The sequence below is a fragment of the Hymenobacter terricola genome (assembly GCF_017921975.2).
Lineage (GTDB): Bacteria > Bacteroidota > Bacteroidia > Cytophagales > Hymenobacteraceae > Hymenobacter > Hymenobacter terricola.
This window is the reverse complement of record NZ_JAGEMO020000018.1, coordinates 87,050-110,612: the sequence shown is the minus strand read 5'-3', so window position 1 is coordinate 110,612 and position 23,563 is coordinate 87,050. Positions and strand designations below refer to the sequence as shown.

The following is a 23,563-nucleotide window of genomic DNA, read 5'->3' as shown; positions in this document are numbered from 1 at the left end:
CAGTCGTGCGAAAGTAACCGGGTTGTTAGTCGCTCGTTGTTAGTTGCCAGCCAAGGGGGCGTCTGCCTGTTAACAACTAATAACTGACAACTTAAAGCATTCCGGGCTCGCCGATTGCGATGCCCAATTTAATAAAAAGGCCCCTCACTGAGGGGCCTTTTTTGTTGGTGAGCCCTATGGCAGCCACCTGATAACGAAGTTTTTGATTGAGTTCTTTTTGATGATAGTGACCAGCTGGCCGTTGGTGTACTGGTACTCGTCTTCGCGGCCGTCGCGCTGGGCGCGGTGGGTGCCCGCTGCCGCCGGGCTGAGGGCGAAGTAGTCGCCGAAATACTCCGCGAAAGCGCGGGGCTGGCTGGTGGGTTCGCCGAAGAATAAATTGGTGACCGTGTAGGTGATGGGGTGCGGCTCAGTAGCGCGGTGCTGGTATTTGTATTGGTCGGCCACGATGTCGTAATGGTCGCCTTTCCATTCGGTGCGGGAGGAGAAATCGCCCTGGTTGGTGTGGGCCACTACCGTCGAGAGCAGGAGTTGGCCGTTGTGCACCTGGTTGACTACCTGGTAGTAAACCTTGAGATGGTACACCAGGAAATTTACCTTCACGTCGCTGGTGAGCGTGAACGTCACGTCGGGGGTGCCCGGCTGGGGCTGGCGGGTGGCCGTCATGGTGCCCACCCGGATGCCGGCCACTTCAATGGCGTAGCGGCGGGTAGCGAGGGCCGTTGGTTTGGCGGGTTGGGCCTGCCCGGCGGCGGGCCCCAGGCCCGCCAGCCAGAGCAGGTGGCGGGGGCCTACGCGCCGCCGCATGGCTGGCCGCCGGGGCGGTGCTTACTGCTCATTCAGGTTCCAATTGTAGGTCTGGAAGGAGATGTTGGTGCTGTTGTCAATCTTGGTCGTTGAGTATTTATTGACCCATTTCACCACCGACTGGCCGTTGTCGTTCCAGTCACCTTTGTACCAGTCGAAGTACTTCGAAAGCTGAGCGGCGTCTTTGTGGACGTTGTTTTTGGCCGGGTTGTTCAGGAAGTCGTGGCCTTGGTCATCGAGTTGATTTTCGAGCTTGGCGGCGGTGTAGGCTTCGGCGCGCAGGCGCGGGCACGACACGGACGCGCACACCAGCGCAAAGTGGATGCGCGGGTCGTTGTACTTCTTGCGCAGCGTGCCGTGCTCGATTTCGTCCAGGCTCATCTTGTTGCCGCCGATGCTGAAAAACTTGGCTGCCCAGGGCGTGGTCACGAACGGAATCTTGATTTTTGAGCCGATGTCCTTGATGCTGCTCACCGGGTAATGGTCCAGAATCAGGCGAATGGTGAAGGCGTTGTAGGCGTTTATCCAGTAAGCCATTTGCTCGGGCCGGGTCCAGCTGGCGGCGGGCGGGTTCTTGCTCAGCATATCCAGGTATTGGTTGAACGCCTTCTCGTCGGCCTTAAAGCCCTTGTAGTTCACCAGGCCTTTGTCGTTGACGTGTTTTTTCAACAGCTTATCGTAGGCGCTATGGTCTACGGCGGCGGTAGTGACTACGTGTGCCGGGCGAGCGGCCGGCGCGGTAGCAGGTGTCGTAAAAGCCAGTAAAGTCGCTATCGTGCAGGCGCTTAAAGCCACGAAGGCGTTGCGGGTAGTTCGGCGGATGGTGTTCATTGCTGGGAATATACGCGGGACCGCAGCAGAATAGATGTTGCGGCGGCAAACTCAACGCGCGGGCTTTCTCGTAAGGGAGCCAGGGCCTGCTTGTTGAGCCAGCTGCTGCCGGCACGGAATGGGGCTCAGCGGCCGGCAAATACGGCTTTGGGCTTCAACTGGCCGCCGGTGGCCGGGCGCCGCCGGGAATGCCAAAAAAGCAGCCATTTTTGTGCGTTCGCACCGTTTCTATTCATGTCCTTCAGCGTTATCATCCCCACCTTCAACGAAGCGGCCACCATTGCCCGGCTGGTACAGGAGCTGCGCCGGTACGACCCCCGCCGCGAAGTCGAGATACTGGTAGTGGACGCGCACAGTCCCGACGGGACGGCCGACGCCGCCCGGCGGGCCGGGGCCACGGTGCTGCTGGCGCCCCGGCCCGGCCGGGCGGCCCAAATGAACCACGGCGCCGCGCACGCCACCGGCGACATCCTCTATTTCGTGCACGCCGATGTGGGCATTCACCCCGGCTACGTGGCCACCATTCGGGCGGCGGTGGGGCGGGGCTATGAAGCGGGCTGCTACCGGTTTCGGTTCGATTCGCGCCATCCGTTGCTGCGCATCAACAGCTTCGGCACCCGGTTTGAGGGCCTGATGAGCCGCGGGGGCGACCAGACGCTGTTCATCACCAAGGTGCTGTTTCAGCGGCTGGGCGGCTTCAACGAGCGGTTTGTAATCATGGAGGACTTCGAAATTATTATCCGCATCCGGCGGGCCGCCCTTTTCCTGATTGTGCCGCATGACGTGCTGATATCGGCCCGCAAATACGAAACCAACGGCTGGCTGCGGGTTCAAATCGCCAACCTGACGGCCTTTTCGCTGTTCTTCCTGAAGGTGTCGCCCGCCCGCATCGCGCGCACCTACAAAGCCATGCTCAACTACCGCTGATGGCGAAGCCCGTCCTCGTCACCGGTGCCAACGGCTTTCTGGGGCGGCATCTCGTGGCCGAATTGCGGCGGCGCGGGCTGCCGGTGCGGGCGCTGCTCCGGCCCGGCAGTCAGCCGGCGGCTTCCCCATTGCCCACTCTGACAAGCTTGCCCATAGAAATCCGGGAGGGTGATATTACGCAGCCAGCCAGCCTAATGGGCGCGGCCGACGGCTGCTCGGCCATCATCCACGCTGCGGCGCTGGCCCAGGTGAACCCCGCCCGCAACCTCGCCGTGGGGGCCGTGAACCTGGGCGGCACCGAAGCCGTGCTGGCGCTGGCCCGGCAAGCAGGCATCGAGCGGCTGGTGTACGTGGGCACGGCCAATGTTTTTGGTTTCGGCACCCGGCAGGCGCCCGGCGACGAAACCCGGCCCTACGCCGGCCAGCGCTACGGCCTTGATTACATGGACAGTAAGCAGGCCGCCACCGCTGCCGTGCTGCGCGCAGTGGCCCAGGAGCAGCTGCCGGCCGTGCTGGTGCATCCCACGTTCATGCTGGGGCCCGGCGATGCCAAACCCACTTCCAACGCGCTGCTGCTGGAGCTGTACCGGGGCCAGCTGCCGGGCTATCCGGCCGGCGGCAAAAACTACGTGCACGTCCGCGACGTGGCCGTGGCCACCGTCAACGCCCTCACCCAGGGCCGCGTGGGTGAATCGTATATTCTTGGTAGCCAGGACCTGAGCTACCGGGAAGCTTTTCAGTTGATGGCCGCCACGATGGGTGGGCCGATGCCGCGCTGGCCAATTCCGGCCGCGCTGGCCCGGCTCTACGGCCGGGGCTGCGACGTGTGGGCCCGGCTGAGCGGTCGCCCTGCCCAGCTCAATTCAGCGATGGTGGCCGTGGCCAACGACGGCCATTATTTCAGCGCCCGGAAAGCAATCAGCGAACTTCACCTGCCCCAAACCCCCATTGACCAGGCCATTGCCGAGGCCTTCGACTGGTTCAAAACCAACCACTATGTCTAGTTCGAACCCGCTCAACGGTACTTCGCCGGCCACCATTCCGGCTCCGCTGGCGCATACCGGGCCGTTCGCGGGCAAAGTGGCCATTGTCACGGGTTCGGAGTCGGGCATTGGCCGGGAAACGGCCCGGGCCTTGTGCGAGAGCGGGGCCGCCGTTGTGCTCAACGGCCGCAACGCCGAGCGCCTCGAACACACCCGGCAAAGCCTGTTGGCGGCCGGCTTCGCGGTGGCCAGCTGCGTGGCCGACGTGACCGACTACGCCGCCTGCGAGCGGCTTGTTGATGCCGCTATCCAGGCCTTCGGGCAGGTCGATATTCTGGTGACCAACGCCAGTATTTCGCAGCGTGCCTACTTCGCCGACATGCAGCCCGACGTGTTTCGCCGGGTGCTCGACAGCAACGTGTACGGCTCGGTGTTTCCGCTCAAGGCTGCCCTGCCGCATCTTATCCGCACGCGGGGCAGCGTCACGTTCATCTCCTCCATTTCGGCCCTCAACGGCATGCCCAGCGGCTCGGCCTACTGCGCGGGCAAGGCGGCCGTGGCCAACCTGGCCCACACCCTGCGGCTGGAGCTGGCCCACACGGGCATTCATTTTGGCGTGGTGCACATCGGCTTCACCCAGAACGACGCCGACAAGCGGGTGCTGGACGCGGCCGGGCAGCCCGTGCCCATTGCGCACCGCCCCCAGCGCTGGCAAAAAACGCAGGTCGAAGTGGCCCACATTATCCGGCGCCACATCCGCAAGCGCCGGCCGCGCACCGTCATTTCGGCGCTGGGGCGCATCATTGTGCTGGTCCACAATTTCATGCCCCGGCTCGGCGACTGGGTAGTCCTGACGACCATCCGGCGGATGCGAAATTTTTACGAGTGAAGCCGGCTGAGGCAAATCAAGCCGCCGTCGAACATCGCTGGCCTTGGGGCTGGGCAAAAAAAGAGCGTCGGGCAATGCTGCCTGACGCTCTTTGGGTTGGGTAACGGCGCGGGTCAATATCCCAGGGCCGTGTCGTCGCCCCGCGGGTCAGCACCGCCTTCCAGGGTGCCGTCGGGCAGGATGTGAATGATGTCGAGGCGGCCCCAGGGCAGGTGCGGGTTGAGGTGGTAGCCGCGGGCCTTGAGGGTGTCCTGCGCGGCGGGCAGCAGGGCCCCGGCTTCCACCTCAATCTGGTCGGGGAGCCACTGGTGGTGCAGGCGGGGCGCGGTCACCACCTGCTGGGCATTCAGGCCATAGTCGACAATGCCGATGATGGACTGCAAGACACTGGTAATGATGGTGCTGCCGCCGGGCGTGCCCGTTACCAGGGCCACTTTGCCGTTGCGCGTGAGGATGGTGGGCGTCATGCTGCTGAGCATGCGCTTGCCGGGCCCAATGGCGTTGGCGGTGCCGCCCACCAGGCCATAGGAGTTGGGTACGCCGGCTTTCACGCTGAAATCGTCCATCTCATTATTGAGCAAAAAGCCGGCGCCGGGCACCACCACGCGGCTGCCATACGCGCCGTTGAGGGTGGTGGTGCAGCTCACGGCATTGCCCAGGGCATCCACGATGCTGTAGTGGGTGGTCTGGTCGCTTTCGTAGCCGGGCAGGTTGGTGCCGGCGGTCACATCGGCGCTGGCCGAGGCCCGGCCGCGCGAGCGCATAGAGCCGGCCCGCTGGTGGTTGTAGTCCACATCCAGCAGCTTTTGGGTGGGCACGAGGCCAAAATCCGGGTCGCCGAGGTAGGTGGCGCGGTCGGCGTACACGCGCCGCTCGGCTTCGGTGACGAAGTGCACGGCCAGGGGCGAGTGGTAGCCGGCCTGGGCCAGGTCCAGCGGCTCCAGCATTTGCAGCATTTGCAGCAGGGCCACGCCGCCGGAGCTGGGCGGCGGCATCGTAATCACGTCGTAGTCGCGGTAGCGGCCGCGCAGGGGCTCGCGCCATTTGGCCCGGTAGCCGTCCAGGTCCGTTTGGCTCACGAGGCCGTTGCCGCGCTTCATCTCGGCCAGCAGCAGGCGGGCGGTTTCGCCCTTGTAAAACCCGGCCCGACCCTGGTCGCGAATGCGGGTGAGGGTGCGGGCCAGCTCGGGCAGGCGCAGGGTGTCGCCGGCCTGCCACTCACCGCCGCCGGGGCGCAGGTAAGCGGGCGGGTTGCCGGGGTTGTACTTCTGGAAATCGGCGCGGGTGCGGTTCAGGCCGGCGGCTTCCTTGGCCGTGAGCGGGAAGCCCCTGGTGGCCAGGGCCACGGCGGGCTGCACCAGCGTAGCCCACGAAAGCTTGCCCAGCTGCTTGTGCAGCGTGACCATGCCCGCCACGGTGCCGGGCGTGCCCACGGCCAGCGTGCCGGCCGTGCTCAGGCCCGGCATCACGTTGCCCTGCTTGTCGAGGTACATATCGCGGGTGGCGCCAACCGGGGCCGTTTCGCGGAAATCGAGGCTGCCGGCCGAGCCGTTGCGGTCGCGGTAGAGCAGGAAGCCGCCGCCGCCGATGTTGCCGGCCACGGGCAGCGCCACGGCCAGCGCAAACTGCACGGCCACGGCCGCGTCGTAGGCATTGCCGCCGCGCAAAAGTATCTGGGTGCCAATTTTAGAAGCCTCGGGATGAGCCGACACCACCATGGCGTAGTGGGCCAGCCTGGGCGCGGCGGCCTTGGGCACTGGCGTGGCCAGGGCCCCTTCAAAGGCGCGCGAGGTAGAGGTGACCGGCCGCTCGGCCGAACAGGCCAGCAGCAGCGCCAACGGAAGGGTGAGTAGACGGTATTTCATCATCGAACAAATTAACGCTACGTTTCCGCCGATTGCTAACCAGCACTACCGAATTGCCGTTGAGCAAGGTAGAATTGCCGGCCAGTGGCGGCCTCTGCCCAACCAGCCGTGCCGGCTCGTTACATTTGACGTAAACCTTCCCTGCATCATGGCCAAGACGAACCCCACCGCTCCCGCCGCCAAGGCCCGCCGCCCGGCCCCGCTCACCCTCGTCAAAAACGACGCCTGGCTGGCTCCCTACGAGCCTGTGTTGCGCCAGCGCCAGGAGCGCCTGCAAGCCCGCCTGGCCGAAATCGAACAGTACCACGGCTCGCTGCTGAACTACGCCACCGCCCACCAGCAGCTGGGCCTGAACCACGACGCGGCCCGCGGCGGCTGGGTGTACCGCGAGTGGGCGCCCGGCGCCGATGCGCTATCAATCGTCGGCGATTTCAATGGCTGGGACCGGCAGGCCAACCCGCTGCACAAGCTTGATTTTGGGGTGTGGGAAGCCTTTTTGCCCGATGCGGAATACGACCAGCGCCTCAGCCACGGCAGCCGCTACAAGGTGCACGTCGTGGCCAACGGCCAGGGCAAGGACCGCCTGCCCGCCACCCTGCGCCGCGCCGTGCAGGACGAGCACACCAAGGACTACGCCGGCCAGGTGTGGCGGCCCGAAACCCCATTCGTCTGGACCGACCAGAAGTTCAAAACGGCCACCGCCGCGCCGGAACCGCTCATTTACGAGGCCCACGTGGGCATGGCGACGGAGGAAGGCCGGGTGGGCACCTACCGGGAGTTTGCTGAAAACATCCTGCCCCGCATCGAGGCCGACGGCTACAACACCGTGCAGCTGATGGCCGTGATGGAGCACCCGTACTACGGCTCGTTCGGCTACCACGTGGCCAATTTATTTGCCGCCAGCTCCCGTTTTGGCGCGCCCGAGGACCTGAAGTTTCTCATCGACGAAGCGCACCGGCGCGGCATTGCGGTGCTGCTCGACATCGTGCACTCGCACGCTGTGAAAAACGAGGCCGAGGGCCTGGCCGATTTCGACGGCTCCGGCAATCTCTATTTCCACAAGGGCGAGCGCGGCAACCACCCCGGCTGGGACAGCAAGCTGTTCGACTACGGCCGGCCCGAGGTGCAGCAATTCCTGCTCAGCAACCTGCGTTACTGGCTCGAAGAATTCCACTTCGACGGCTTCCGTTTCGATGGCGTGACCAGCATGCTCTACCACCACCACGGCGAGGGCGTGGCCTTCATGAACTACGACAACTACTTCGGCCCGTCGGCTGATGAGGACGCCATTCTCTACCTGCAGCTGGCCACTACGCTGGCCCACGAGTTTAAGAAAGGCTCTTTGCTGATTGCCGAGGACATGAGCGGCCTGCCGGGCCTGTGCCGGCCCATCAAGGAAGGCGGCGTGGGTTTCGACTACCGCCTGGCCATGGGCATTCCCGACTTCTGGATTAAGCTGCTCAAGCACACGCCCGACGAAAACTGGCCCCTCGGCGACCTGTGGTACACCCTCACCAACCGCCGCGCCGGCGAGAAAACCATTGCCTACGCCGAAAGCCACGACCAGGCCCTGGTGGGCGACAAAACCCTGTTGCACTGGCTGGTTGATGCCGGCATCTACACCCACATGCAGGCCGGCGACCCCGACCCCGGCGCGGCCCGTGGCGTGGCGCTGCACAAAATCATCCGGCTGGTCACGCTGGCCACCGGCGGCGAGGGCTACCTCACGTTCATCGGCAACGAGTTTGGCCATCCCGAGTGGGTCGACTTCCCCCGCGAGGGCAACGGCTGGAGCTACCATTTCGCTCGCCGCCAATGGAACCTGGCCGATAATCCCGACCTGAAATACCACCAGCTGGGCGAGTTCGACAAGGCCATGATTCACCTGGCCAAGGCCCGGCACCTGCTGGCCGCCGGCCCCGCCAAGCTGCTCAAGGAGGACGAGGAAAACAAAGTGCTGGCGTTCGAGCGCGCCGGGCTGGTGTTCATCATCAACTTCCACGTCGAGCGCAGCCTCACCGACTACCGCTTCTGGGTGACGGAGGAAGGCAAATACCGCGTGGTGCTGTCCTCCGACAACAGCCAGTTCGGCGGCTTCGACCGGCCTGATGAAAGCTACGAATACGAGACGTTTGAGCACCAGCTCAGCCTGTACGTGCCGAGCCGGGTGGCGCTGGTGCTGGCGCGGGAGTAGCGAATCCGGACTGCCCTTTGGCCACAGCCTGGGCGAAGAGACGGATGGCTAAACAGTAGCAATGCATGAATTATGTGTCGCGTACGCCGATTGCATTGAATTGAGGTCTCAGCCGCTTCGCCGTTGCGCTTAAATTGTCGCCTGCGCTACTTCCCCAACTCCAGCACCACGGCGGTTTTGGCGGGCAATTGTAGCGTAGCTAAGCTGCCCAGGCTCTCGTCCGTCATCACATTCCGCGCTTTGCTGAAGCCACTCAGGCGCTCCACGAAGCGGGCGGCCGGCAGGCTGGCGGGCTTGTCGGTGGCGTTGGATGCTACCCGCACGGTGCCGTGGGCATCGTAGCGGAAATACACGTGGAGGCCGTTTTCGGGCAGGTCCTGCATCGGCTTACCTGAGTGCAGGGCGGGGTGGCCGCGCCGTTACGCGGCCCGAGTGAGTGCCCGCGCAGCCTACAGAACAATGCTGGCCCCGATGGCGGGCAGATGCAACGCCAGGCCGGCTTTTTCGAACTTTTGCATGGCGTCGGCTTTATCAATTTTAATAAACTCGAACGTATCGTAATGCACCCCGATAACTTGCTTAACCTTAACCAGGGCGGCCGCCTGAATGGCCTCATCCACTCCCATCGTCAACACATCGCCGATGGGCAAAACGGCAAAGTCCAGGTCGGCCCACTGCGGAATCAAGGTCATATCCAGGGTCAGGGCCGTGTCGCCGCTGTAGTAGAAGTTGCCCTCCTTGGCTTGCACCAAAAACCCGCTGGCCACGCCGGCATAGCTGCCATCGGGCAGGCTACTGGAGTGCTGGGCAATAACCGCCTTGACCGTGCCAAAATCGAAGGTGAATTGCCCTCCTGGATTTATTGGATGCACATTCTTTACCCCTTGCGCGCCGAAATAATTGTACAGCTCCCAGCCGGCCAGCACCAGCGCGCCGGTGCGGTTGGCAATGGCTACGACATTGAGGATGTGGTCGAAATGACCGTGCGACACGAAAATGTAATCGGCTTGAATCGCCTCAATATCGATGTGCGTGGCCAATTCATTGCCCGAAATAAAGGGGTCGAACAGGAGACGCTTGCCCCCGGCCACGACCAGGAAGCAGGAGTGGCCGTAATAAGTGATGTCCATTTTTGCGACAATTTAAAAGTGGTCCAGAACCCTTTTCGAGGGTTAAATGACTGGGCCGCTTTGCCGGCCAAAATCGTTGGGCTTGCTACAAGCGGGCACTCCCCACGTCCAGGTTCCCACTCAATGAGGGGCGGCGGCAGGCTCCGAAGCCCGCGGCACCACGGGTGCTGCTCCGCGCACATCGTGCACTGATGGTTGCGCGGAGACGTGCAAAGCCATTCCCACACCCAGGCAGGAGGGGAGCAGGAAATACGCAAGTGCATGCGCCATGGCACTTAGACGGCTGATGATGGATGAGGTGCGTAAAATTGGGGGCGGCCTGAGTCGATTGAAATGGATAATCAGCACTTTTTAATAGACAGATTGGCTGATTCATACCTTGGTAAACGTTATCGACGCAGGCCTTTTTACGCAGGCATTCAAATAGCTATTTTGCCAATGGCTTGTTGCTCAATGGTTGGCATTCCAAGAAGGTCTGGGTAAGCCGGACAGCGTTGGAGCGTGAGTTGAAGGTAAACATCGAATTGATTGGGCGTGCGGTAGCCCGGGCCGGGTGTTGCCGTTCAGCGTTGTTACTGGCCTCTTGTGCTGGCGTCGTTTGTTGGGGAAGCTGTTTAAAAAGTTGGGGAAACTAAAAAAGTGCGCCGTGCTGAGCTGGTCGCAGCATGACCGGCTGACTTTTTAAACAGCTTCGGCATTCTATTCGGGGCTACTTCCCCAGCTCCAGCACCACGGCGGTTTTGGCGGGCAGTTGCAGCGTTGCCAGGTTGCCCAGGCTCTCGCCCGTCATCACATTCCGGGCTTTTGTGAAGCCGCTCAGGCGCTCCGAGAAACGGGCCGTGGGCAGCGTGGCCGGCTTGTCGGTGCCATTCGAGGCCACCATTACCGTTCCCGTGGCATCGTAGCGGAAGTACACGTAGAGGCCATTTTCGGGCAGGTACTGCATCAGCTTGCCGTCGTGCAGCACCGGGTGGCCGCGGCGGTAGGTGGCCAGTTTTTTTACGAAATCAAAAGCCTCGTTCTCGCGGGCGGTGCGGCCGGCGGCGGTGAATTTGTCCTCCTTGTCGCCGGGCCACCCGCCGGGGAAATCCCTGCGCACCTCGGCATCGGTGGGGTCCTTGAAGTTCTTCATCAGGATTTCGGTGCCGTAGTACATGCTCGGGATGCCGCGGGTGGTGAGCAGCCAGGTCAGGCCCATTTTATACTTGTCGAGGTCGTCGCCGATGACGGACAGGTACCGGTCGTGGTCGTGGTTGTCGAGGAAGGTCACCAGCTTGGTGGGGTCCTGGTACACCACGTCTTGGGCCAGGGTCTGGTAGAGGTGCTGCGGGCCGCCGTCCCAGCCGGTGGCGGCGGGCGTGCCCGCTTCCTTCAGGCCGGCCAGCATGGCGCCTTCGAGCACAAAATCGAGCCCGCCGGGCTGGTTCGACTTGAAGGGAAAGTCAATTTTGTTGCGGGTGTAGTAGGCCTGGTCCACCACATTGGTCACCGCCGACTCGCCAAAAATGTGGATGCGCGGGTACTCGGCCAGCAGCGCCGCGTTGCAGCGGTTCATAAACGGCTGGTCGTTGTACAGGTAGGTGTCGATGCGCCAGGCATCGACGCCGAAGTTCTCGACCGACCAGATGGCGTTTTCAATCAGGTAGTTGGCCACGTAGGGGTTCTGCTGGTTGAGGTCGGGCAGGAAGGGCACGAACCAGCCGTCGAGCGTGATTTTTCGGTCGATTTGGGCGGCGTGCGGGTCCGTGATGGGCGTGTAGCGGTAGGTGGTGTTGGTGTAGGTGGGCCACTGGTGCAGCCAGCTTTTCATGGGCAGGTCCTGCAAAATCCAGTGCGTGTTGCCCACGTGGTTGTACACGGCGTCCTGCACCACTTTCAGGCCGGCGGCGTGGGCCTGCTGCACGTAGCTTTTGTAGGCCGCGTTGCCGCCGAGGCGCCGGTCCACGTTATACTGGTCGGTGAAGCCGTAGCCGTGGTAGGAGGCGCGCATGGTGCCGCCCTCGTTGGTGAGCGGCTGGTTGTTTTCGAGCACCGGCGTAAACCATACGGCCGTCACGCCCAGGTCTTTGAGGTAGGGGATGCGCTGGGCGGCGCCCTGCAAATCGCCGCCGTGGCGGAAGAACGGGTTGGCGCGGTCCAGGTTCGGGTCGCGCATGTCGGCAAACTTGTCGTTGCTCGGGTCGCCGTTGGCAAACCGGTCGGGTATGGCCAGGTATATGAAGTCGGCCGCCGTCACGCCCTGGCCTTTGGGGCTGTTGTTGCGGGCCAGCATCTCCCAGCTGTGGGCTACGGTCTGGCTGCCTTTTTTGCCAACAATCTGTACCTTGCCGGGCTTGGCCGTGGGCGCAATGACGAGGTCAAGAAAGGCATAATTTGGGTTTTCGACAGTGTTGGTTTTCACCAGCTTCACGCCGGGGTAGCTGATGGTGTAAGCCAGCGTGCCCGCGCCGGGGCCGTGGATGAGCAGCTGCACGCTGGGGTTTTTCATGCCCACCCACCAGTTGGTGGGGTTCACGCGGTCGATGGCAACGGCTTGCGCACCCGCCAGCATTGGGAGCAGGAGCGACAGGAGCAGCAACAGGTAACTTTTCTTCATGGAAATGAGCATGGTTGGGTGGGAAACCAATGGAGGAATTTGGTAGGAGTTTGATGTTAGAACGTCAGGCCGAGCGCAGCCGAAGCATCTCGCTCGCTTCGTTGGACCAGTTAAATTAGTGGTGGCACGCGAGATGCCTCGGCTGCGCTCGGCCTGACGGCCTGTTATTCAGGCAAGAAAAAACTAGCCGCGCTTGCGGCCCTGGGCCAGCATTTCTACGATTTCGCCCAGGCGGCGGGTGCGGGTTTCGGGCTTTTTGGCGCCTTCGAGCCAGCGCACATATTCGCGCTGGTGGGTGTAGGCCAGCTTGGCGAAGTAGGCGGCGGCGTTGGGCTCGGCGGCCAGCTTTTCGGCCAGGTCGGCGGGGGCTTCCATCTTGCGCTCTGCCACGTCGCGCGAAAGCGTGACGCGCACCGTGTCGCCAATGGTTTTGTCGATGGCCTTGCGGATTTGCTTCAGCATATGCAGGGCGTGGTGCCCATCGCCCAGCGGCGTGACGCTGCCCTGGTAGGGGTAGCCGTCGAAGGTGGCCTGCACGGGCACCCGGCCCCGCGTGCCGTAAACGTCGGGCACCGAAAAGGGGAGGACGATGAAAACGCCGCCATCGCCATCGCCGGCTTCTAAAACGGCTTCAAATTCGTGTTCGGGCTGCATGGCAAGAGGCTTTTGAGAATAGAAAGTATGGCTTGACTGAACAAAGGAAGCCAATTCCAGGTCAATCCGGCGCGGCGGCCACCGCTGGCCGCAGTGTAAGCGCAGCGAACTGCGGGCCGCCCCGTGGGGCGGGATTGTGACTCGCCACTACACCGCCCAAATTTCCTCGCCCCACCACCAACACTGCCTCCAAGCCCGCATAAAATGCCGCCGAAGAATGCACATAATCCTCGGCCCGATAGCAAATTCCGGCCCGCACCGGGTTCTGGTGGATGTATTCCAGCTTCTGCCGCGTCATGGCTTCCGATTGCCGCTCTACGTTGTGGCTGGGCTGCTGCCAAAGCTGAATGCGGGTATTACGCGGGTTAAATTCGCCTTGCTTGTGCAGAATCCATTCCAGCCAGCCCCGCCGGCTTTCCTGCTGATTGGTGTGGAGCGCCCGAAAGGCTCCCTTGGCCGTGCGTTTCTTGAAATCCCGCATGATATCGGACAAGACGTGGTTTTCAGCGGCGCGAGCTATCAGGTGCAGGTGGTTGGCCATCAGGCAATACGCGAATGGCTCCCGGCCTTTGTGGCGCTGGCAGTAGCGCAGGCTGTCGATAATAAGGTCTTTGTAGAGCGGGCGGGTGAAGACGTCAACCCATTCGACCACCGTGCAGGTGATGAAGTAGAGGCCTTCCTGGTTGTGAATGGGGCAGGCCATGTTGATAAAAAGTAGGGCTGGCGGGGTTGCCGCTTTGCGGCAGCGAGTTGCAAACCCGCCCCATCGGCAGGCCAGCAGTTATGCGCTTCGCGCTAAACTGCGGCCGGGGGCGCTTACCAGATGGCTACTTCGCGCAACACGCGCTGCACGGCATCCTCGTCAGTGGCGGCCACCACGCGCACTTCGCCAATGGCGTTGCCGTACAGCTGGTGCAGGCGGCGGCGCACGGCCACGTCGGGCACCAGAATGAGCGTGGCCCGGCGCATGGTCATCCGTTCCATTTCCAGCTGCCAGCCGTGCTCGGCCGGGTCGGGCAGGTCGGCCGCCAGGCTGGCCGCGTACAGCACCAGTGGCTGGCCGGAGCTGTTGCGGATTTCGAGCGCCGCCAGCCACGCCGGCCAGTTTGGGGCATAAATCACCCCGAAATCGGCGCGGCCCTGCACCAGCTGGGCCGCCCGGCGGGCGTACTGAATCATGCGGAAGTTCAGCCCCTCCGGCGCGGGCTTCCGCACCACAGGCGCGGCCGGCTCAGCGGCCGGAACCGGGGTCGGAACCGGAGCCGGAACAGCGGGCGCAACGGCTACCGGGGCTTCGGGCGCCGGGGCAGGCTCATCGGGCAGGAGGTCGTCTTCCGGGGCCGAAATGTCGTTGGCTTCGGCGGGGCCTACTTCCTCGGTGGGCTCGTCGAATGCTTCGGGGTGGTGCACGCGGGGCAATTCCGGGTCGGGGTCGAAGCGCAGGTCGCCAGCCTGCGGTCGCCCATTAGGCCGTAGTATAGTTGCGCTCCTTGGCCGAACAGGTAGCGCGGCGGGCTGCGTTTGGGTGGCCAGACCGGCTGCCACCGGCTCGGTAAATCCGGCGGGGCGGGGTGGAGCAGGCGGGGGTGGCGGGAAATACCGGGCTTCCGCCGAGCCAGCGTACGGCGCGGCCGGGGCCTGCCAGCTTGCCGTGGGCGGCGCGTGCTTGCCGGTGGGCCACTGGCTGCGGGCGGCCGCCGCTGGCTGGCTGCGCAGGCTGGCAACGGGCGGCCGCCGCGCCGTTTGCAGCGGCGCGGGACTGACCGGCGTCAGGTCATCGAGGCCCACGAGGCGGGATGTCGGTTGCGGCACGGCCATGGTTTTGGCAACGGCTGCCGGGCTGGGCAACAGGCGCACGCCGGGCATGGCCACGGCCGTATCCAGGGCGCCAATGGGCGCTTGGGGAGGAGTTGCGGCCTCCGTTATGGTCGTTTTAGGGCCGGTGGTAGGTTCGGCGGTAGGCGCAGGTGCTGCCTGGGGTATGATAGCGGCCCGGCCCGGCCCGGTAGCTTCGCCGGGGGGCAGGTGCGGATACACGGCCAGCACGGGCTGCTGCGCGGCCATCTGGTACACCAGCGGCAGGGTGGGGAGCAGGGCCGAGCCACCGAGCACCACCACATTGGGGTCAGCATCATCCCACGCCAGCAGCAAAACGGAAAATTCGGGCAGGGTCATGGGGGGTGGGGAAACTAAATATAGCCCCTGGCTGCGCTTATGGCGGCTGGGCGGCCAATCAATCCTCAATGCTACGCCATCCGGCCCATATCTTGGCAAAAAATCCGGTTCGGCCGGACCAGAAAAAAGTAACTTGCGTACTCAACCTTCACTTAACCGGCGTGGCCGGTCTTTTTTTGCCCGATTTAACGGAGCGTTTTGCCTTTTGCTTAGAATTAATTTATGGATACCACGATTCAGGAAAATAACTACATGGTGAACGACCTGGCGGCCAAAAGCCACCAGGAACATTATCCCGGCGAAATTATTCGGGCCGATGAGCTCGACGGCCACCGCTTCCTTTTTAATTGCCAGAACGGTGTGCGCTTGCTGCTGCACGTGCTCAGTGATAAGATTCTGCGCTTCCGCTACCTCACCGATGGGCCGCTCTCGTCCGACTTTTCCTACGCCGTGCCCGCCGATGCCACCGCCCGGCAGGAGCCCGCCATGGTGGAGTTCCGCGAAAAGCCCGACCACTACCGCCTCACCACGGCCCGCCTCATCTGCATCATCCAGAAGGAAAACCTGAAGGCCCGCGTGCTCGACCGCTCCGGCACCATCCTCAGCGACGACGAAAAGGGCTTCCACTGGGAGTACGACTACGACACCGGCAACGACATCGTGAAGATGAGCAAGCAGGTGCCCGCCGGCGTGCACTACTACGGCCTCGGCGACAAGCCCGACAACATGAACCTGCGCGGCAAGCGCTTCACCAACTGGGGCTCCGATACCTACGGCTACGTGAAGGGCTCCGACCCGCTCTACAAGAACATCCCGTTCTACCACGTGCTGCACCAGAAAATTGCCCACGGCATTTTCTTCGATAACACCTTCAAGGCCAGCTTCGACTTTGCGGCCGAGCGGGCCGACGTGACCAGCTTCTGGGCCCAGGGCGGCGAGCTGAACTACTACTTCATCTACGGCCCCACGCTGATGGAGGTGACCCAGGAATACACCCTGCTCACCTGCCCGCCCGAGCTGCCGCCGCTCTGGACGCTGGGCTACCACCAGTGCAAGTGGAGCTACTTCCCGGAGAGCAACGTGAAGGAAATTGCCAGCGGCCTGCGCGACCGCCAGATTCCCTGCGATGCCCTCTACCTCGACATCGACTACATGGAGGGCTACCGCTGCTTTACGTGGAGCAAAACGCACTTCCCCGAGCCCAAGCGCATGGTGCAGGAACTGGCCGAGGACGGCTTCAAAACCATCGTCATCATCGACCCCGGCATCAAGATTGACCCCGAGTACCCGGTGTACCAGGAGGGCATTGCCAACGATTACTTCTGCCGCCGCGCCGATGGCCCGCTGATGAAAGGCTCGGTGTGGCCCGGCCTCTGCAACTTCCCCGATTTCACCGCGCCCCGGGTGCGCGAGTGGTGGGCGGGCCTCTTCAAGGAGCTGGTGCAGGACATTGGCGTGCGCGGCGTGTGGAACGACATGAACGAGCCGGCGGTGTTCGAAAAAGGCACCTTCCCGCCCGATGTCCGCTTCGATTACGACGGCCACTCGGCCTCGCACCAGAAGGCCCACAACATCTACGGCATGCAGATGGCCCGCGCCACCAATGATGGCGTGAAGAAGTACAGCTACCCCAACCGGCCGTTCACCATCACGCGCAGCACCTACAGCGGCGGCCAGCGCTACTCCTCCGGCTGGACCGGCGACAACATTGCTTCCTGGGAGCACCTCTGGCTGGCCAACATCCAGTGCCAGCGCCTGAGCATCTCGGGCTTCAGCTTCATCGGGTCCGATATCGGCGGCTTTGTGGATACGCCCACCGGCGAGCTCTATGCCCGCTGGATTGCGCTGGGGGCCTTCCACCCGTTCTTTCGCACCCATTCCTCCGGCGACCACGGCGACCAGGAGCCCTGGAGCTTCGGCGATGCCGTGACCGACATCGTGCGCTCGTTCATCGAGCTGCGCTACCGCCTGCTGCCCTACATGTACACCGCTTTCTGGCAGTACGCCACCGAAGGCAAGCCCATGCTGCGCCCGCTCACCTTCCTCGACCAGAACGACACCGAAACCTACCTGCGCATGGCCGAATTCGGCCTCGGCGACAACCTGCTGGTCTGCCCCATCACCCAGCCCGGCGCCGAAGGCCGCTGGATGTACCTGCCCCGCGGCGACTGGTTCTACTACTGGACCGACGCGCCCACCGCCGGCGGCGCCGAAGTGTGGGCCAACGCCGACCTCACCCGCATTCCGCTCTTCGTGAAAGCCGGGGCCGTGGTCACCATGCAGCCCGTGCTGCAATACGTGGGCGAAAAAGTCATCGAGGAGCTCACCCTGCACGTGTATTACAAAAACGGCCGGGCCGAAAGCGTGCACTACGACGACGGCGGCGAGGGCTACGCCTACCGCGAAGGCCAGCGCACCGTGCGCCGCTTCACCGTCACCGGCTCGGCTACCGATTTGGTGCTCACCCAGGCCATCGAAGGCGACTACCGGCCCAGCTACGGCACCTACCGCGTGGTGCTGCACGGCGTGGCCGGCCCCATCACCGTCACCGCCGACGGCCAGCCCGCCGTCGTGACCGAGGCCACCCTGGAAACCGGCCTCACCCTGCCCAGCCTCGTGGTGGGCGTGGGCTTTGGCGAGGTGCGCGTGAACGTGGTGCCGCCGCCCGCGCCCGCCGTTAAAAAGCTGCCGGCCCCCGTTGGTGACGCCGTGCCGGTAGCCTAACGATGGCGCGGGGGCGTACTCCGCGCCATCTTGGGACCTCCTGCTGGCGCGCGTCCCCCTGCTGGCGCGCGCCAGCAGGGGCCAGCAGGGGGGCAGTTGCTTTATTTCTGCGCTAAAGCCCATTGATAATGTACGGCAAAGGTTTTACGAACAGATGTGTACTACTTGGCTTGCTTATATTCGCACGGCCAATCAGCCATTGCGCTGCACAGAATGCGCCAGTCGCTGCTGATAATGCAGCTACCTCGGCGCACGGCAGCCGGAAGCTTGTGCCGCGATATCGGTATTACCTGGGGGTTGAATATGGGGCGCAGGTCTTTTTGGTTACTTCCACCACGTACCCCATTCTATCGCCTGGCGTCTAATCTCGACCTGCTGGTGCAAGCCACTGCTAACCGCAACCTAACTGCCCCGGACTATGCCGCAAATGCCCGAAAGGTGAATTATGGCTATGAGGTGGGCCTGCGATATGGATTCAATATGGGTAAGTCAAGTAGGGAATGATAGTGTGGATGCTCCAATCAGGTGAAACCACAACAGGGCACCCCACGGGGTGCCCTGTTTCCTTCCAATCGACCCCGAAACTACACCTTGGGCGGCACCGCTCCCCCGCCCGGCGCGGGCGCATCCGTCACCACGTAGTCGGCGTATTTGCGGGCGTCGGTGGTGGCGTAGAGGGCCTTGGCGATGCCGCAGAGGTCGATAAGCTCGGTGTAGAGGGCGTTGCCGGCCAGGATGCGGCCGTCGGCGGCGCGGCCCCGGGCGGCTTCGGCGTCCTGCTGCTTGCCCAGGCGGTCCAGAAACTCGGTGGCCGAAGCGGCCAGCGTATCCAGCATGGCGGCGGTGAGGCCCTTGGCGGCGAATTCGGCCAGGTGGGCACGGCCCACGCGCACCACCCGCAGCAGGCCCACGTAGAGGTCGGAGGCGGGGCCATTGGTGAGGCCGGCGCTCCCGAACATCTTGTAGCTGGCCGAGCGCACGTCGTGCACCGTGCCCACGATGCCCATGATGGCTTGCAGCTCCGTCACGGCCTGGGTCTGCACCTTGTCTTTGGCGAGGGTGGTGTTCTGCCTGGCGGCATCGAGCTCGATGTCGGTGGGCAGGGCCTCGAAGTCCTGGCGCTGCTTGTCGAAGGCGGCCACGCGCGGGGCATCGACGCCGCGCGGGGCCAGCTCGGCGGCGTCGCGCACGAGGTAGCCGTGTTTGTCGAAACTGGTTTTAATCAGCTCGCTCTGGGCCATGTTGAAGAGGGGCGTGGGTTGCGTTTGGCGCATCAGCAAAAAGGAAAAAGGGGTACTGGGATAGACAACTAGCCCCAACCGCAGCCGGAGGTATGTCCAAGGTAGCGAAATGTTTCGCATTTGGCTCCGCCCGAGCCGCGCGGCCCATTAATCGGCCGGCGCATCCCTCCGCCGGCTCGGCGCATTCGGCTAAACGCTGCGTGCATGCCTCCGAATGCTCAGCGCACGCCTCCGAATGCTCAGCGCACGCTTCCGACCACTCAGCGCACGCTTCCGACCACTCAGCGCACGCCTCCGGACACTCAGCGCACGCCTCCGACCACTCAGCGCACGCCTCCGGACACTCAGCGTATCCCTCCGGACGCTCAGCGTAAGGTCTTTTGGGGGTTCGGAGGGGTGGGCGGGGTGTCGGGGTGGGCCCGGCCCCCGCCCGCCGTCGGCCGCCGCGCCCCCAGAATGGGCAACGTGGGGCCGGGGGCCGATGTGCTGGTGGAAGCCGCCCTGAACCAGCGCTGCTACACCAGCGGCGCGGCCACCGGTGGGCCGGCCCTGGCGCCCACCGTCGGGCTGGGCTTCCGCTACCGTTTCGGCCGCCTGCCCGGCCACACCAGCTACCTCTGAGGCGGAAGGAAAAAAGCGAATAGCCACGCAATAAAAGACCGGGGGCGGCGATACTACGGGCGGCCGTCTATTCCCCGGCTACCCCCGTTATGGCTACTTTTTCACGCGTGTGGTCCGGTGCATTATTGCTGGGTGCGTTGAGCTTCGGCGCCCGGGCACAGGAGGCTGCCGGGGCCGGTCCGGCACCAGGCTACCGGTGGTATGTTGGCGGGCTGGCCGCCTTTCAGACCTTTGCCACCACCTCGGTCTTCACGGCCCAGGAGGGCACCATTGGGCCCTTGTATGGGTATCTGGGCTATCAGATTACGCCGCATCTGGCGGTGCAGGGCGGCTACATGCAGCGCAGCCAGTCGCATGCGGACAGCTTCAGCGGGATAAACAACGCCGGGCAGCCGTTTACCTACGCCCAAACCGACACGTATTTTAATGCGGCGGTGCCGCTGCTGCTGCGCTTCCGGCTGGCCCGCCAGCCCGCGCACCGCCTGCACCTCGATGCCCTGCTGGGGGCCACGGTGTTGCTACACCACTATCACTATGAAAACAACAACACCGTGACCGGCCAGCCCACCACTCAGACCGAGCTTGACTTACGGGCGAAAAACGGGTACATCACGGGGGGGCTGAGCGTGGGTTTCACCCTCACGCCCCATCTGGAGCTTACGGCCGAGGCCACCAACAACTGGTACCTCAACGCGCGCGACTACTACCACTGGCAGGTGCAGCCGGGGGCCGGGATTGGCCTGCGCTACCACTTCAATGCGCGCCGGGCCGGGTAGCTCCGGTGGGATTGGTATGTCGGTGTTCCCCGCCCTGCTGGCGCGCGTCTGTGACGCACGCCAGCAGGGCCAGCAGGATGCGGAATGCAGGGTTGGCTACAAACCTGTCGCCGCGCTGCGGCTCGTCCGCAACTTTGGGTAGCCAGGTTACTTGCTTATTCCGTTCGGGCCCCGTCATTTGCAGCCTAGCCTTTCGTTCCCATGCCCGGCACCACCATCCAAGCCATCAGTATCTACAAGCTGCTTGTGCCGCTGCGCGAGCCGTTCGTGATTTCCCTCGGGCCGCTGCACGCGGTGCAGAACATCGTGGTGGTCATTCGCACGGCCGACGGCCACACCGGCTACGGCGAAAGCAGCCCTTTTCTCACCATCAACGGGGAGAGCGTGGATACGGCCTTCATCGTGGCGCAGTATTTTGCGCCCGCCCTCAAGGGCCGCGACGCCCTGGACCTGGCCGGGGCGCTGGCCGAGATGGACCGCATCATCTACGGCAACAGCAGCATCAAAAGTGCCTTCGACATTGCCCTGCACGACATTGCGGCCCAGCATGCGGGCCTGCCGATTTATGAGTTTCTGGGCGGGAATAACCGCAAAGTCCTGACCACCGACATGACCGTGAGCTTCGGCCCGCCCGATAAGATGCAGGCCGATGCCACGCGCTTTCAGCAGGAGGGCTTCCCGGCCATCAAGGTGAAGCTGGGGGGCAGCCTGGCGGCGGACGTGGCCCGCATCCGGGCCATTCGGGACGGCATAGGGCCCACGCACGCGCTGCGCATCGATGCCAACCAGGGCTGGCACACGGCCAGCAACGCCATTGCCGTGCTGCAAGCCCTGGGCGAATTCGACATTGAGCATTGCGAGGAGCCCATCCTGCGCCAGCATTTCATGGAGCTGAGCCGGGTGTCGGCGTCCTCGCCCATTCCCATCATGGCCGATGAAAGCTGCGGCGACGAGCACGACGCGGCCCGGCTCATTCAGCTGCGGGCCTGCCGGCTGCTCAACGTCAAGCTGGGCAAGTCGTCGGGCTTCCACCGGGCCCAGAAAGTGGCGCGCCTGGGCCAGGCCGCCGGCATGAAGCTGCAAGTGGGCGGCTTCCTCGAATCGCGCCTGGGCATGACCGCCGCCGCCCACCTCGCCCTCACCAACGACGCCATCCGGTACTGCGATTTCGACACCCCGCTCATGTTCGCAGAGGACCCCGTGGTGGGCGGCATTCAATACCAAGCCGGCGGCGTGGTGGCGGTGCCCACCACGCCGGGCCTGGGCGCCACCATCGACGAAGCCTACCTGCACCACGCCGAGCAGGTGCATTTCTGATGAGGCGGGCCTGGATTCGACTGCTGCTATCGGGGGCGCTGGCGCTGCTGGCCGGGCCGGTGGCGGCGCAGCTGCTGCCGAATCCGCTGCGGCAGCTGTTGCGGCACGACACCACCGGCCTGGGCCGCGTGCTGGCCCACCCCGGCCCGTACCACCTGCAACTTTTGTACACCCGCATCCGGCGCGACGCGGCCGGCACGCCGCATTTCCGGAGCTACGGCTACCGGCTGCGGCCCCGCGAATACTTCTACCCCGCCAGCGCCGTGAAGCTGGCCGCCGCCGCCCTGGCCCTGCAAAAGCTGCGGGCTTTAACCGAAAAAATCCCCGGCCTCATGCCGGAATCGGTGATGCTCACGGACTCCGCCTTCGCGGGCCAGACGCCGGTGCGGCGCGACACCAGCAGCGCCAGCGGCCGGCCCACGCTGGCCAACTACGTGCGCAAAGCCCTACTCGTGAGCGACAACGACGCCTTCAATCGCCTCTACGAATTTGTGGGCCCCGAAGAGCTGAACCGCGAACTGCAGCGTCTCGGCCTGCGCCACAGCCGCCTGCTGCACCGCCTGGCCGTGGGCGACCAGGAGCCCGCCAGCCGCCACACCAACCCCGTGGCTTTCTACGCCGATACCACCGCCACGCAGCTGCTTTACCAGCAGCCGGCCGGGTACTACGCCGGCCCCTGGCCCCGGCTGACTCTGCGCGATGAAAGCATCGGGCGAGCCTACGTGAAGGGCACCGAAGTAGTAAATAAGCCCATGGATTTCGGCCAGCGGAATACGTTTTCGCTGCCCGACTTGCAGCGCCTGCTCCGGGCCGTGCTCTTTCCCGAAACCGTGCCGCCGGCCGAGCGTCTGCGCCTCCAGCCCGACGATTATGCGCTGCTGCGCGCCGCTCTGTCGCAGCCGCCGGGCGAAAGCATCCACCCGCGCTACGACAGGGCGCATTTCCCGGATACCTACGCCAAATTCCTGCTGGGCGGGGGCGGCCTCGCGCCGTTGCCGCCGGGCGTGCGGGCGTTCAATAAAATCGGCCAGGCCTACGGCTTTCTCATCGACAACGCCTACGTGGAAGACCGCGCCAACGGCGTGGAATTCCTGCTCAGCGCCGTGCTGTATGTGAACGCCGACGGCGTGCTGAACGACGACAAGTACGAGTACGACGCCATCGGCCTGCCCTTTCTGCGCGACCTGGGCCGCCGCGTGTACGAAGCGGAGCGGCGGCGGTAGGCCGGAGCGCCGGCCGGGCGCCCAGGCGTTAGTCGGGGGTGAGGCGCGGGCCGGCGGGAATCATGCTGTGCTTGCGCAGCAGGGCTTCGCGCTCGGCCGGGGTGGGGTCCTTCAGCTGGCGCGCTTCCAGAAAATACGCTTCCATGGTGCCGGCGGGCTGGTGCAGGATGATGAGCCGGCCGGGTTCCTCGCTGGTTTTGACGAAGGCGTGGGGCACGCCGAGCGGGCCAAAGAGCGAATCGCCCGCCTTCAGCCGAAACAGCTCGGTGCCCACCTGAAACTTGAATTCGCCGCCCGTCACAAAAAACCACTCGTTGAGGTTGGTGTGGGTGTGCAGCAGGGGCCCAATCTTTTCGAAGCGGGTCGTGTCGTAGATGCTCATGCCGCCGTTGGTGTCCTGGCCCGACACCTTCAACTCGAAGCGGGCCCCCAAATACGTGAAGCTTTGCCCGAACCGGTCTTGCCCGGCGTCCACTTTCACGCCTTTGGTTGGGCCTGGGGCGGCCAGCAGCAGGTTTTCCAGCCCCGGTACTGCGGGCAAAAGCAGCGGCAAAGCCAGGAATGCACGGCGTTTCATCGCGTAGGCAAGTCAGTAAGATGGAAGGTTATC

The 23,563-nt window shown here is 64.0% G+C and carries 20 protein-coding genes; 9 read left to right on the top strand and 11 right to left on the bottom strand.

The genetic code is table 11. The features are described 5' to 3' along the window. Positions 1–174 precede the first annotated feature (174 nt). Together J4G38_RS14600 and J4G38_RS14595 are read right to left on the bottom strand one after the other, a co-directional pair. Positions 175–807 (bottom strand): DUF6134 family protein, encoded by a 633-nt coding sequence (locus J4G38_RS14600; RefSeq protein ID WP_226163432.1) that lies wholly within the window; start codon positions 805–807, stop codon positions 175–177. Positions 808–828: 21 nt separating this feature from the next. Continuing rightward, a complete protein-coding gene (locus J4G38_RS14595) occupies positions 829–1,638 on the bottom strand; it encodes a DUF547 domain-containing protein (protein ID WP_210518601.1) in 810 nt (269 codons plus the stop codon). Between the two features lie 234 nt (positions 1,639–1,872). On the opposite strand from J4G38_RS14595, the gene J4G38_RS14590 reads away from it, so the two are divergent. The 3 genes from J4G38_RS14590 to J4G38_RS14580 are packed head-to-tail and all read left to right on the top strand — an operon-like array spanning position 1,873 to position 4,437. Further along, positions 1,873–2,565 carry a TIGR04283 family arsenosugar biosynthesis glycosyltransferase gene (locus tag J4G38_RS14590; protein ID WP_210518599.1) on the top strand — a complete coding sequence of 231 codons (693 nt, stop codon included), beginning with the start codon at positions 1,873–1,875 and terminating at the stop codon, positions 2,563–2,565. Then, positions 2,565–3,569: an NAD-dependent epimerase/dehydratase family protein gene (locus J4G38_RS14585; protein WP_210518596.1), complete on the top strand. Its 1,005-nt coding sequence runs from the start codon at positions 2,565–2,567 to the stop codon at positions 3,567–3,569. Before J4G38_RS14590 ends, J4G38_RS14585 begins: the two co-directional genes overlap by 1 nt. Then, on the top strand, positions 3,562–4,437 hold the full coding sequence (locus tag J4G38_RS14580) for an SDR family oxidoreductase (protein WP_210518594.1): 876 nt from the start codon (positions 3,562–3,564) through the stop codon (positions 4,435–4,437). Before J4G38_RS14585 ends, J4G38_RS14580 begins: the two co-directional genes overlap by 8 nt. Before the next feature lie 113 nt (positions 4,438–4,550). Here the strand turns inward: J4G38_RS14580 and ggt are convergent, their stop codons facing one another. Beyond that, the gene (gene ggt, locus J4G38_RS14575; RefSeq protein ID WP_210518592.1) at positions 4,551–6,302 is read right to left on the bottom strand and encodes a gamma-glutamyltransferase; all 1,752 of its coding nucleotides are present in this window, start codon (positions 6,300–6,302) and stop codon (positions 4,551–4,553) included. Positions 6,303–6,450: 148 nt separating this feature from the next. Between ggt and J4G38_RS14570 the strand changes: the two genes are divergently transcribed. Continuing rightward, positions 6,451–8,496: an alpha amylase C-terminal domain-containing protein gene (locus J4G38_RS14570; protein WP_210518590.1), complete on the top strand. Its 2,046-nt coding sequence runs from the start codon at positions 6,451–6,453 to the stop codon at positions 8,494–8,496. A 146-nt stretch (positions 8,497–8,642) separates the two neighbouring features. Here the strand turns inward: J4G38_RS14570 and J4G38_RS14565 are convergent, their stop codons facing one another. From J4G38_RS14565 to J4G38_RS14540, 6 genes are all read right to left on the bottom strand, one after another. Continuing rightward, positions 8,643–8,879, bottom strand: a complete 237-nt coding sequence (locus J4G38_RS14565; protein ID WP_210518588.1) for a cyclomaltodextrinase C-terminal domain-containing protein — start codon at positions 8,877–8,879, stop codon at positions 8,643–8,645. A gap of 66 nt (positions 8,880–8,945) precedes the next feature. Then, positions 8,946–9,626: a metal-dependent hydrolase gene (locus tag J4G38_RS14560; protein WP_210518586.1), complete on the bottom strand. Its 681-nt coding sequence runs from the start codon at positions 9,624–9,626 to the stop codon at positions 8,946–8,948. A 709-nt stretch (positions 9,627–10,335) separates the two neighbouring features. Next, positions 10,336–12,222, bottom strand: coding sequence for an alpha-amylase family glycosyl hydrolase (locus J4G38_RS14555; RefSeq protein WP_210518584.1), 1,887 nt, complete (start codon positions 12,220–12,222; stop codon positions 10,336–10,338). A gap of 183 nt (positions 12,223–12,405) precedes the next feature. After that, entirely contained in the window at positions 12,406–12,876 is a 471-nt protein-coding gene (locus tag J4G38_RS14550; RefSeq protein ID WP_210518582.1) for a YdeI/OmpD-associated family protein, read from the bottom strand. A gap of 61 nt (positions 12,877–12,937) precedes the next feature. Continuing rightward, positions 12,938–13,579 (bottom strand): REP-associated tyrosine transposase, encoded by a 642-nt coding sequence (locus tag J4G38_RS14545; protein ID WP_226163431.1) that lies wholly within the window; start codon positions 13,577–13,579, stop codon positions 12,938–12,940. Between the two features lie 113 nt (positions 13,580–13,692). Next, positions 13,693–15,051 (bottom strand): glycosyltransferase, encoded by a 1,359-nt coding sequence (locus J4G38_RS14540; RefSeq protein ID WP_210518580.1) that lies wholly within the window; start codon positions 15,049–15,051, stop codon positions 13,693–13,695. A 222-nt stretch (positions 15,052–15,273) separates the two neighbouring features. Between J4G38_RS14540 and J4G38_RS14535 the strand changes: the two genes are divergently transcribed. Beyond that, positions 15,274–17,775, top strand: coding sequence for a glycoside hydrolase family 31 protein (locus J4G38_RS14535; RefSeq protein WP_210518578.1), 2,502 nt, complete (start codon positions 15,274–15,276; stop codon positions 17,773–17,775). Between the two features lie 584 nt (positions 17,776–18,359). On the opposite strand, the gene J4G38_RS14530 is transcribed toward J4G38_RS14535, so the two are convergent. Beyond that, entirely contained in the window at positions 18,360–19,049 is a 690-nt protein-coding gene (locus J4G38_RS14530) for a hypothetical protein (protein WP_210518576.1), read from the bottom strand. A 363-nt stretch (positions 19,050–19,412) separates the two neighbouring features. Between J4G38_RS14530 and J4G38_RS14525 the strand changes: the two genes are divergently transcribed. The 4 genes from J4G38_RS14525 to J4G38_RS14510 all read left to right on the top strand — a co-directional run bounded on the left by J4G38_RS14525 (position 19,413) and on the right by J4G38_RS14510 (position 22,953). Next, positions 19,413–19,637, top strand: coding sequence for a hypothetical protein (locus J4G38_RS14525; protein WP_210518574.1), 225 nt, complete (start codon positions 19,413–19,415; stop codon positions 19,635–19,637). Positions 19,638–19,726: 89 nt separating this feature from the next. Next, positions 19,727–20,413, top strand: coding sequence for an outer membrane beta-barrel protein (locus tag J4G38_RS14520; RefSeq protein WP_210518572.1), 687 nt, complete (start codon positions 19,727–19,729; stop codon positions 20,411–20,413). A gap of 201 nt (positions 20,414–20,614) precedes the next feature. Next, complete coding sequence (locus J4G38_RS14515) at positions 20,615–21,730, top strand: mandelate racemase/muconate lactonizing enzyme family protein (protein ID WP_210518570.1); 1,116 nt, start codon at positions 20,615–20,617, stop codon at positions 21,728–21,730. Then, a complete protein-coding gene (locus tag J4G38_RS14510) occupies positions 21,730–22,953 on the top strand; it encodes a serine hydrolase (RefSeq protein WP_210518569.1) in 1,224 nt (407 codons plus the stop codon). The genes J4G38_RS14515 and J4G38_RS14510 overlap by 1 nt, the downstream gene beginning before the upstream one ends. Before the next feature lie 28 nt (positions 22,954–22,981). On the opposite strand, the gene J4G38_RS14505 is transcribed toward J4G38_RS14510, so the two are convergent. Next, positions 22,982–23,530: a cupin domain-containing protein gene (locus tag J4G38_RS14505; protein WP_210518567.1), complete on the bottom strand. Its 549-nt coding sequence runs from the start codon at positions 23,528–23,530 to the stop codon at positions 22,982–22,984. Positions 23,531–23,563 lie beyond the last annotated feature (33 nt).

Bases quoted from the DNA above. Each gene is read 5' to 3' on its own strand.
- J4G38_RS14520 (WP_210518572.1), top strand. From the start codon at position 19,727: ATGGCTACTTTTTCACGCGTGTGGTCCGGTGCATTATTGCTGGGTGCG.
- J4G38_RS14560 (WP_210518586.1), bottom strand. From the start codon at position 9,626: ATGGACATCACTTATTACGGCCACTCCTGCTTCCTGGTCGTGGCCGGG.
- J4G38_RS14545 (WP_226163431.1), bottom strand. From the start codon at position 13,579: ATGGCCTGCCCCATTCACAACCAGGAAGGCCTCTACTTCATCACCTGC.
- ggt (WP_210518592.1), bottom strand. From the start codon at position 6,302: ATGAAATACCGTCTACTCACCCTTCCGTTGGCGCTGCTGCTGGCCTGT.
- J4G38_RS14550 (WP_210518582.1), bottom strand. From the start codon at position 12,876: ATGCAGCCCGAACACGAATTTGAAGCCGTTTTAGAAGCCGGCGATGGC.
- J4G38_RS14510 (WP_210518569.1), top strand. From the start codon at position 21,730: ATGAGGCGGGCCTGGATTCGACTGCTGCTATCGGGGGCGCTGGCGCTG.
- J4G38_RS14570 (WP_210518590.1), top strand. From the start codon at position 6,451: ATGGCCAAGACGAACCCCACCGCTCCCGCCGCCAAGGCCCGCCGCCCG.
- J4G38_RS14505 (WP_210518567.1), bottom strand. From the start codon at position 23,530: ATGAAACGCCGTGCATTCCTGGCTTTGCCGCTGCTTTTGCCCGCAGTA.
- J4G38_RS14515 (WP_210518570.1), top strand. From the start codon at position 20,615: ATGCCCGGCACCACCATCCAAGCCATCAGTATCTACAAGCTGCTTGTG.
- J4G38_RS14540 (WP_210518580.1), bottom strand. From the start codon at position 15,051: ATGACCCTGCCCGAATTTTCCGTTTTGCTGCTGGCGTGGGATGATGCT.
- J4G38_RS14565 (WP_210518588.1), bottom strand. From the start codon at position 8,879: ATGCAGGACCTGCCCGAAAACGGCCTCCACGTGTATTTCCGCTACGAT.
- J4G38_RS14595 (WP_210518601.1), bottom strand. From the start codon at position 1,638: ATGAACACCATCCGCCGAACTACCCGCAACGCCTTCGTGGCTTTAAGC.
- J4G38_RS14590 (WP_210518599.1), top strand. From the start codon at position 1,873: ATGTCCTTCAGCGTTATCATCCCCACCTTCAACGAAGCGGCCACCATT.
- J4G38_RS14530 (WP_210518576.1), bottom strand. From the start codon at position 19,049: ATGCGCCAAACGCAACCCACGCCCCTCTTCAACATGGCCCAGAGCGAG.
- J4G38_RS14535 (WP_210518578.1), top strand. From the start codon at position 15,274: ATGGATACCACGATTCAGGAAAATAACTACATGGTGAACGACCTGGCG.
- J4G38_RS14600 (WP_226163432.1), bottom strand. From the start codon at position 807: ATGCGGCGGCGCGTAGGCCCCCGCCACCTGCTCTGGCTGGCGGGCCTG.
- J4G38_RS14555 (WP_210518584.1), bottom strand. From the start codon at position 12,222: ATGAAGAAAAGTTACCTGTTGCTGCTCCTGTCGCTCCTGCTCCCAATG.
- J4G38_RS14580 (WP_210518594.1), top strand. From the start codon at position 3,562: ATGTCTAGTTCGAACCCGCTCAACGGTACTTCGCCGGCCACCATTCCG.
- J4G38_RS14585 (WP_210518596.1), top strand. From the start codon at position 2,565: ATGGCGAAGCCCGTCCTCGTCACCGGTGCCAACGGCTTTCTGGGGCGG.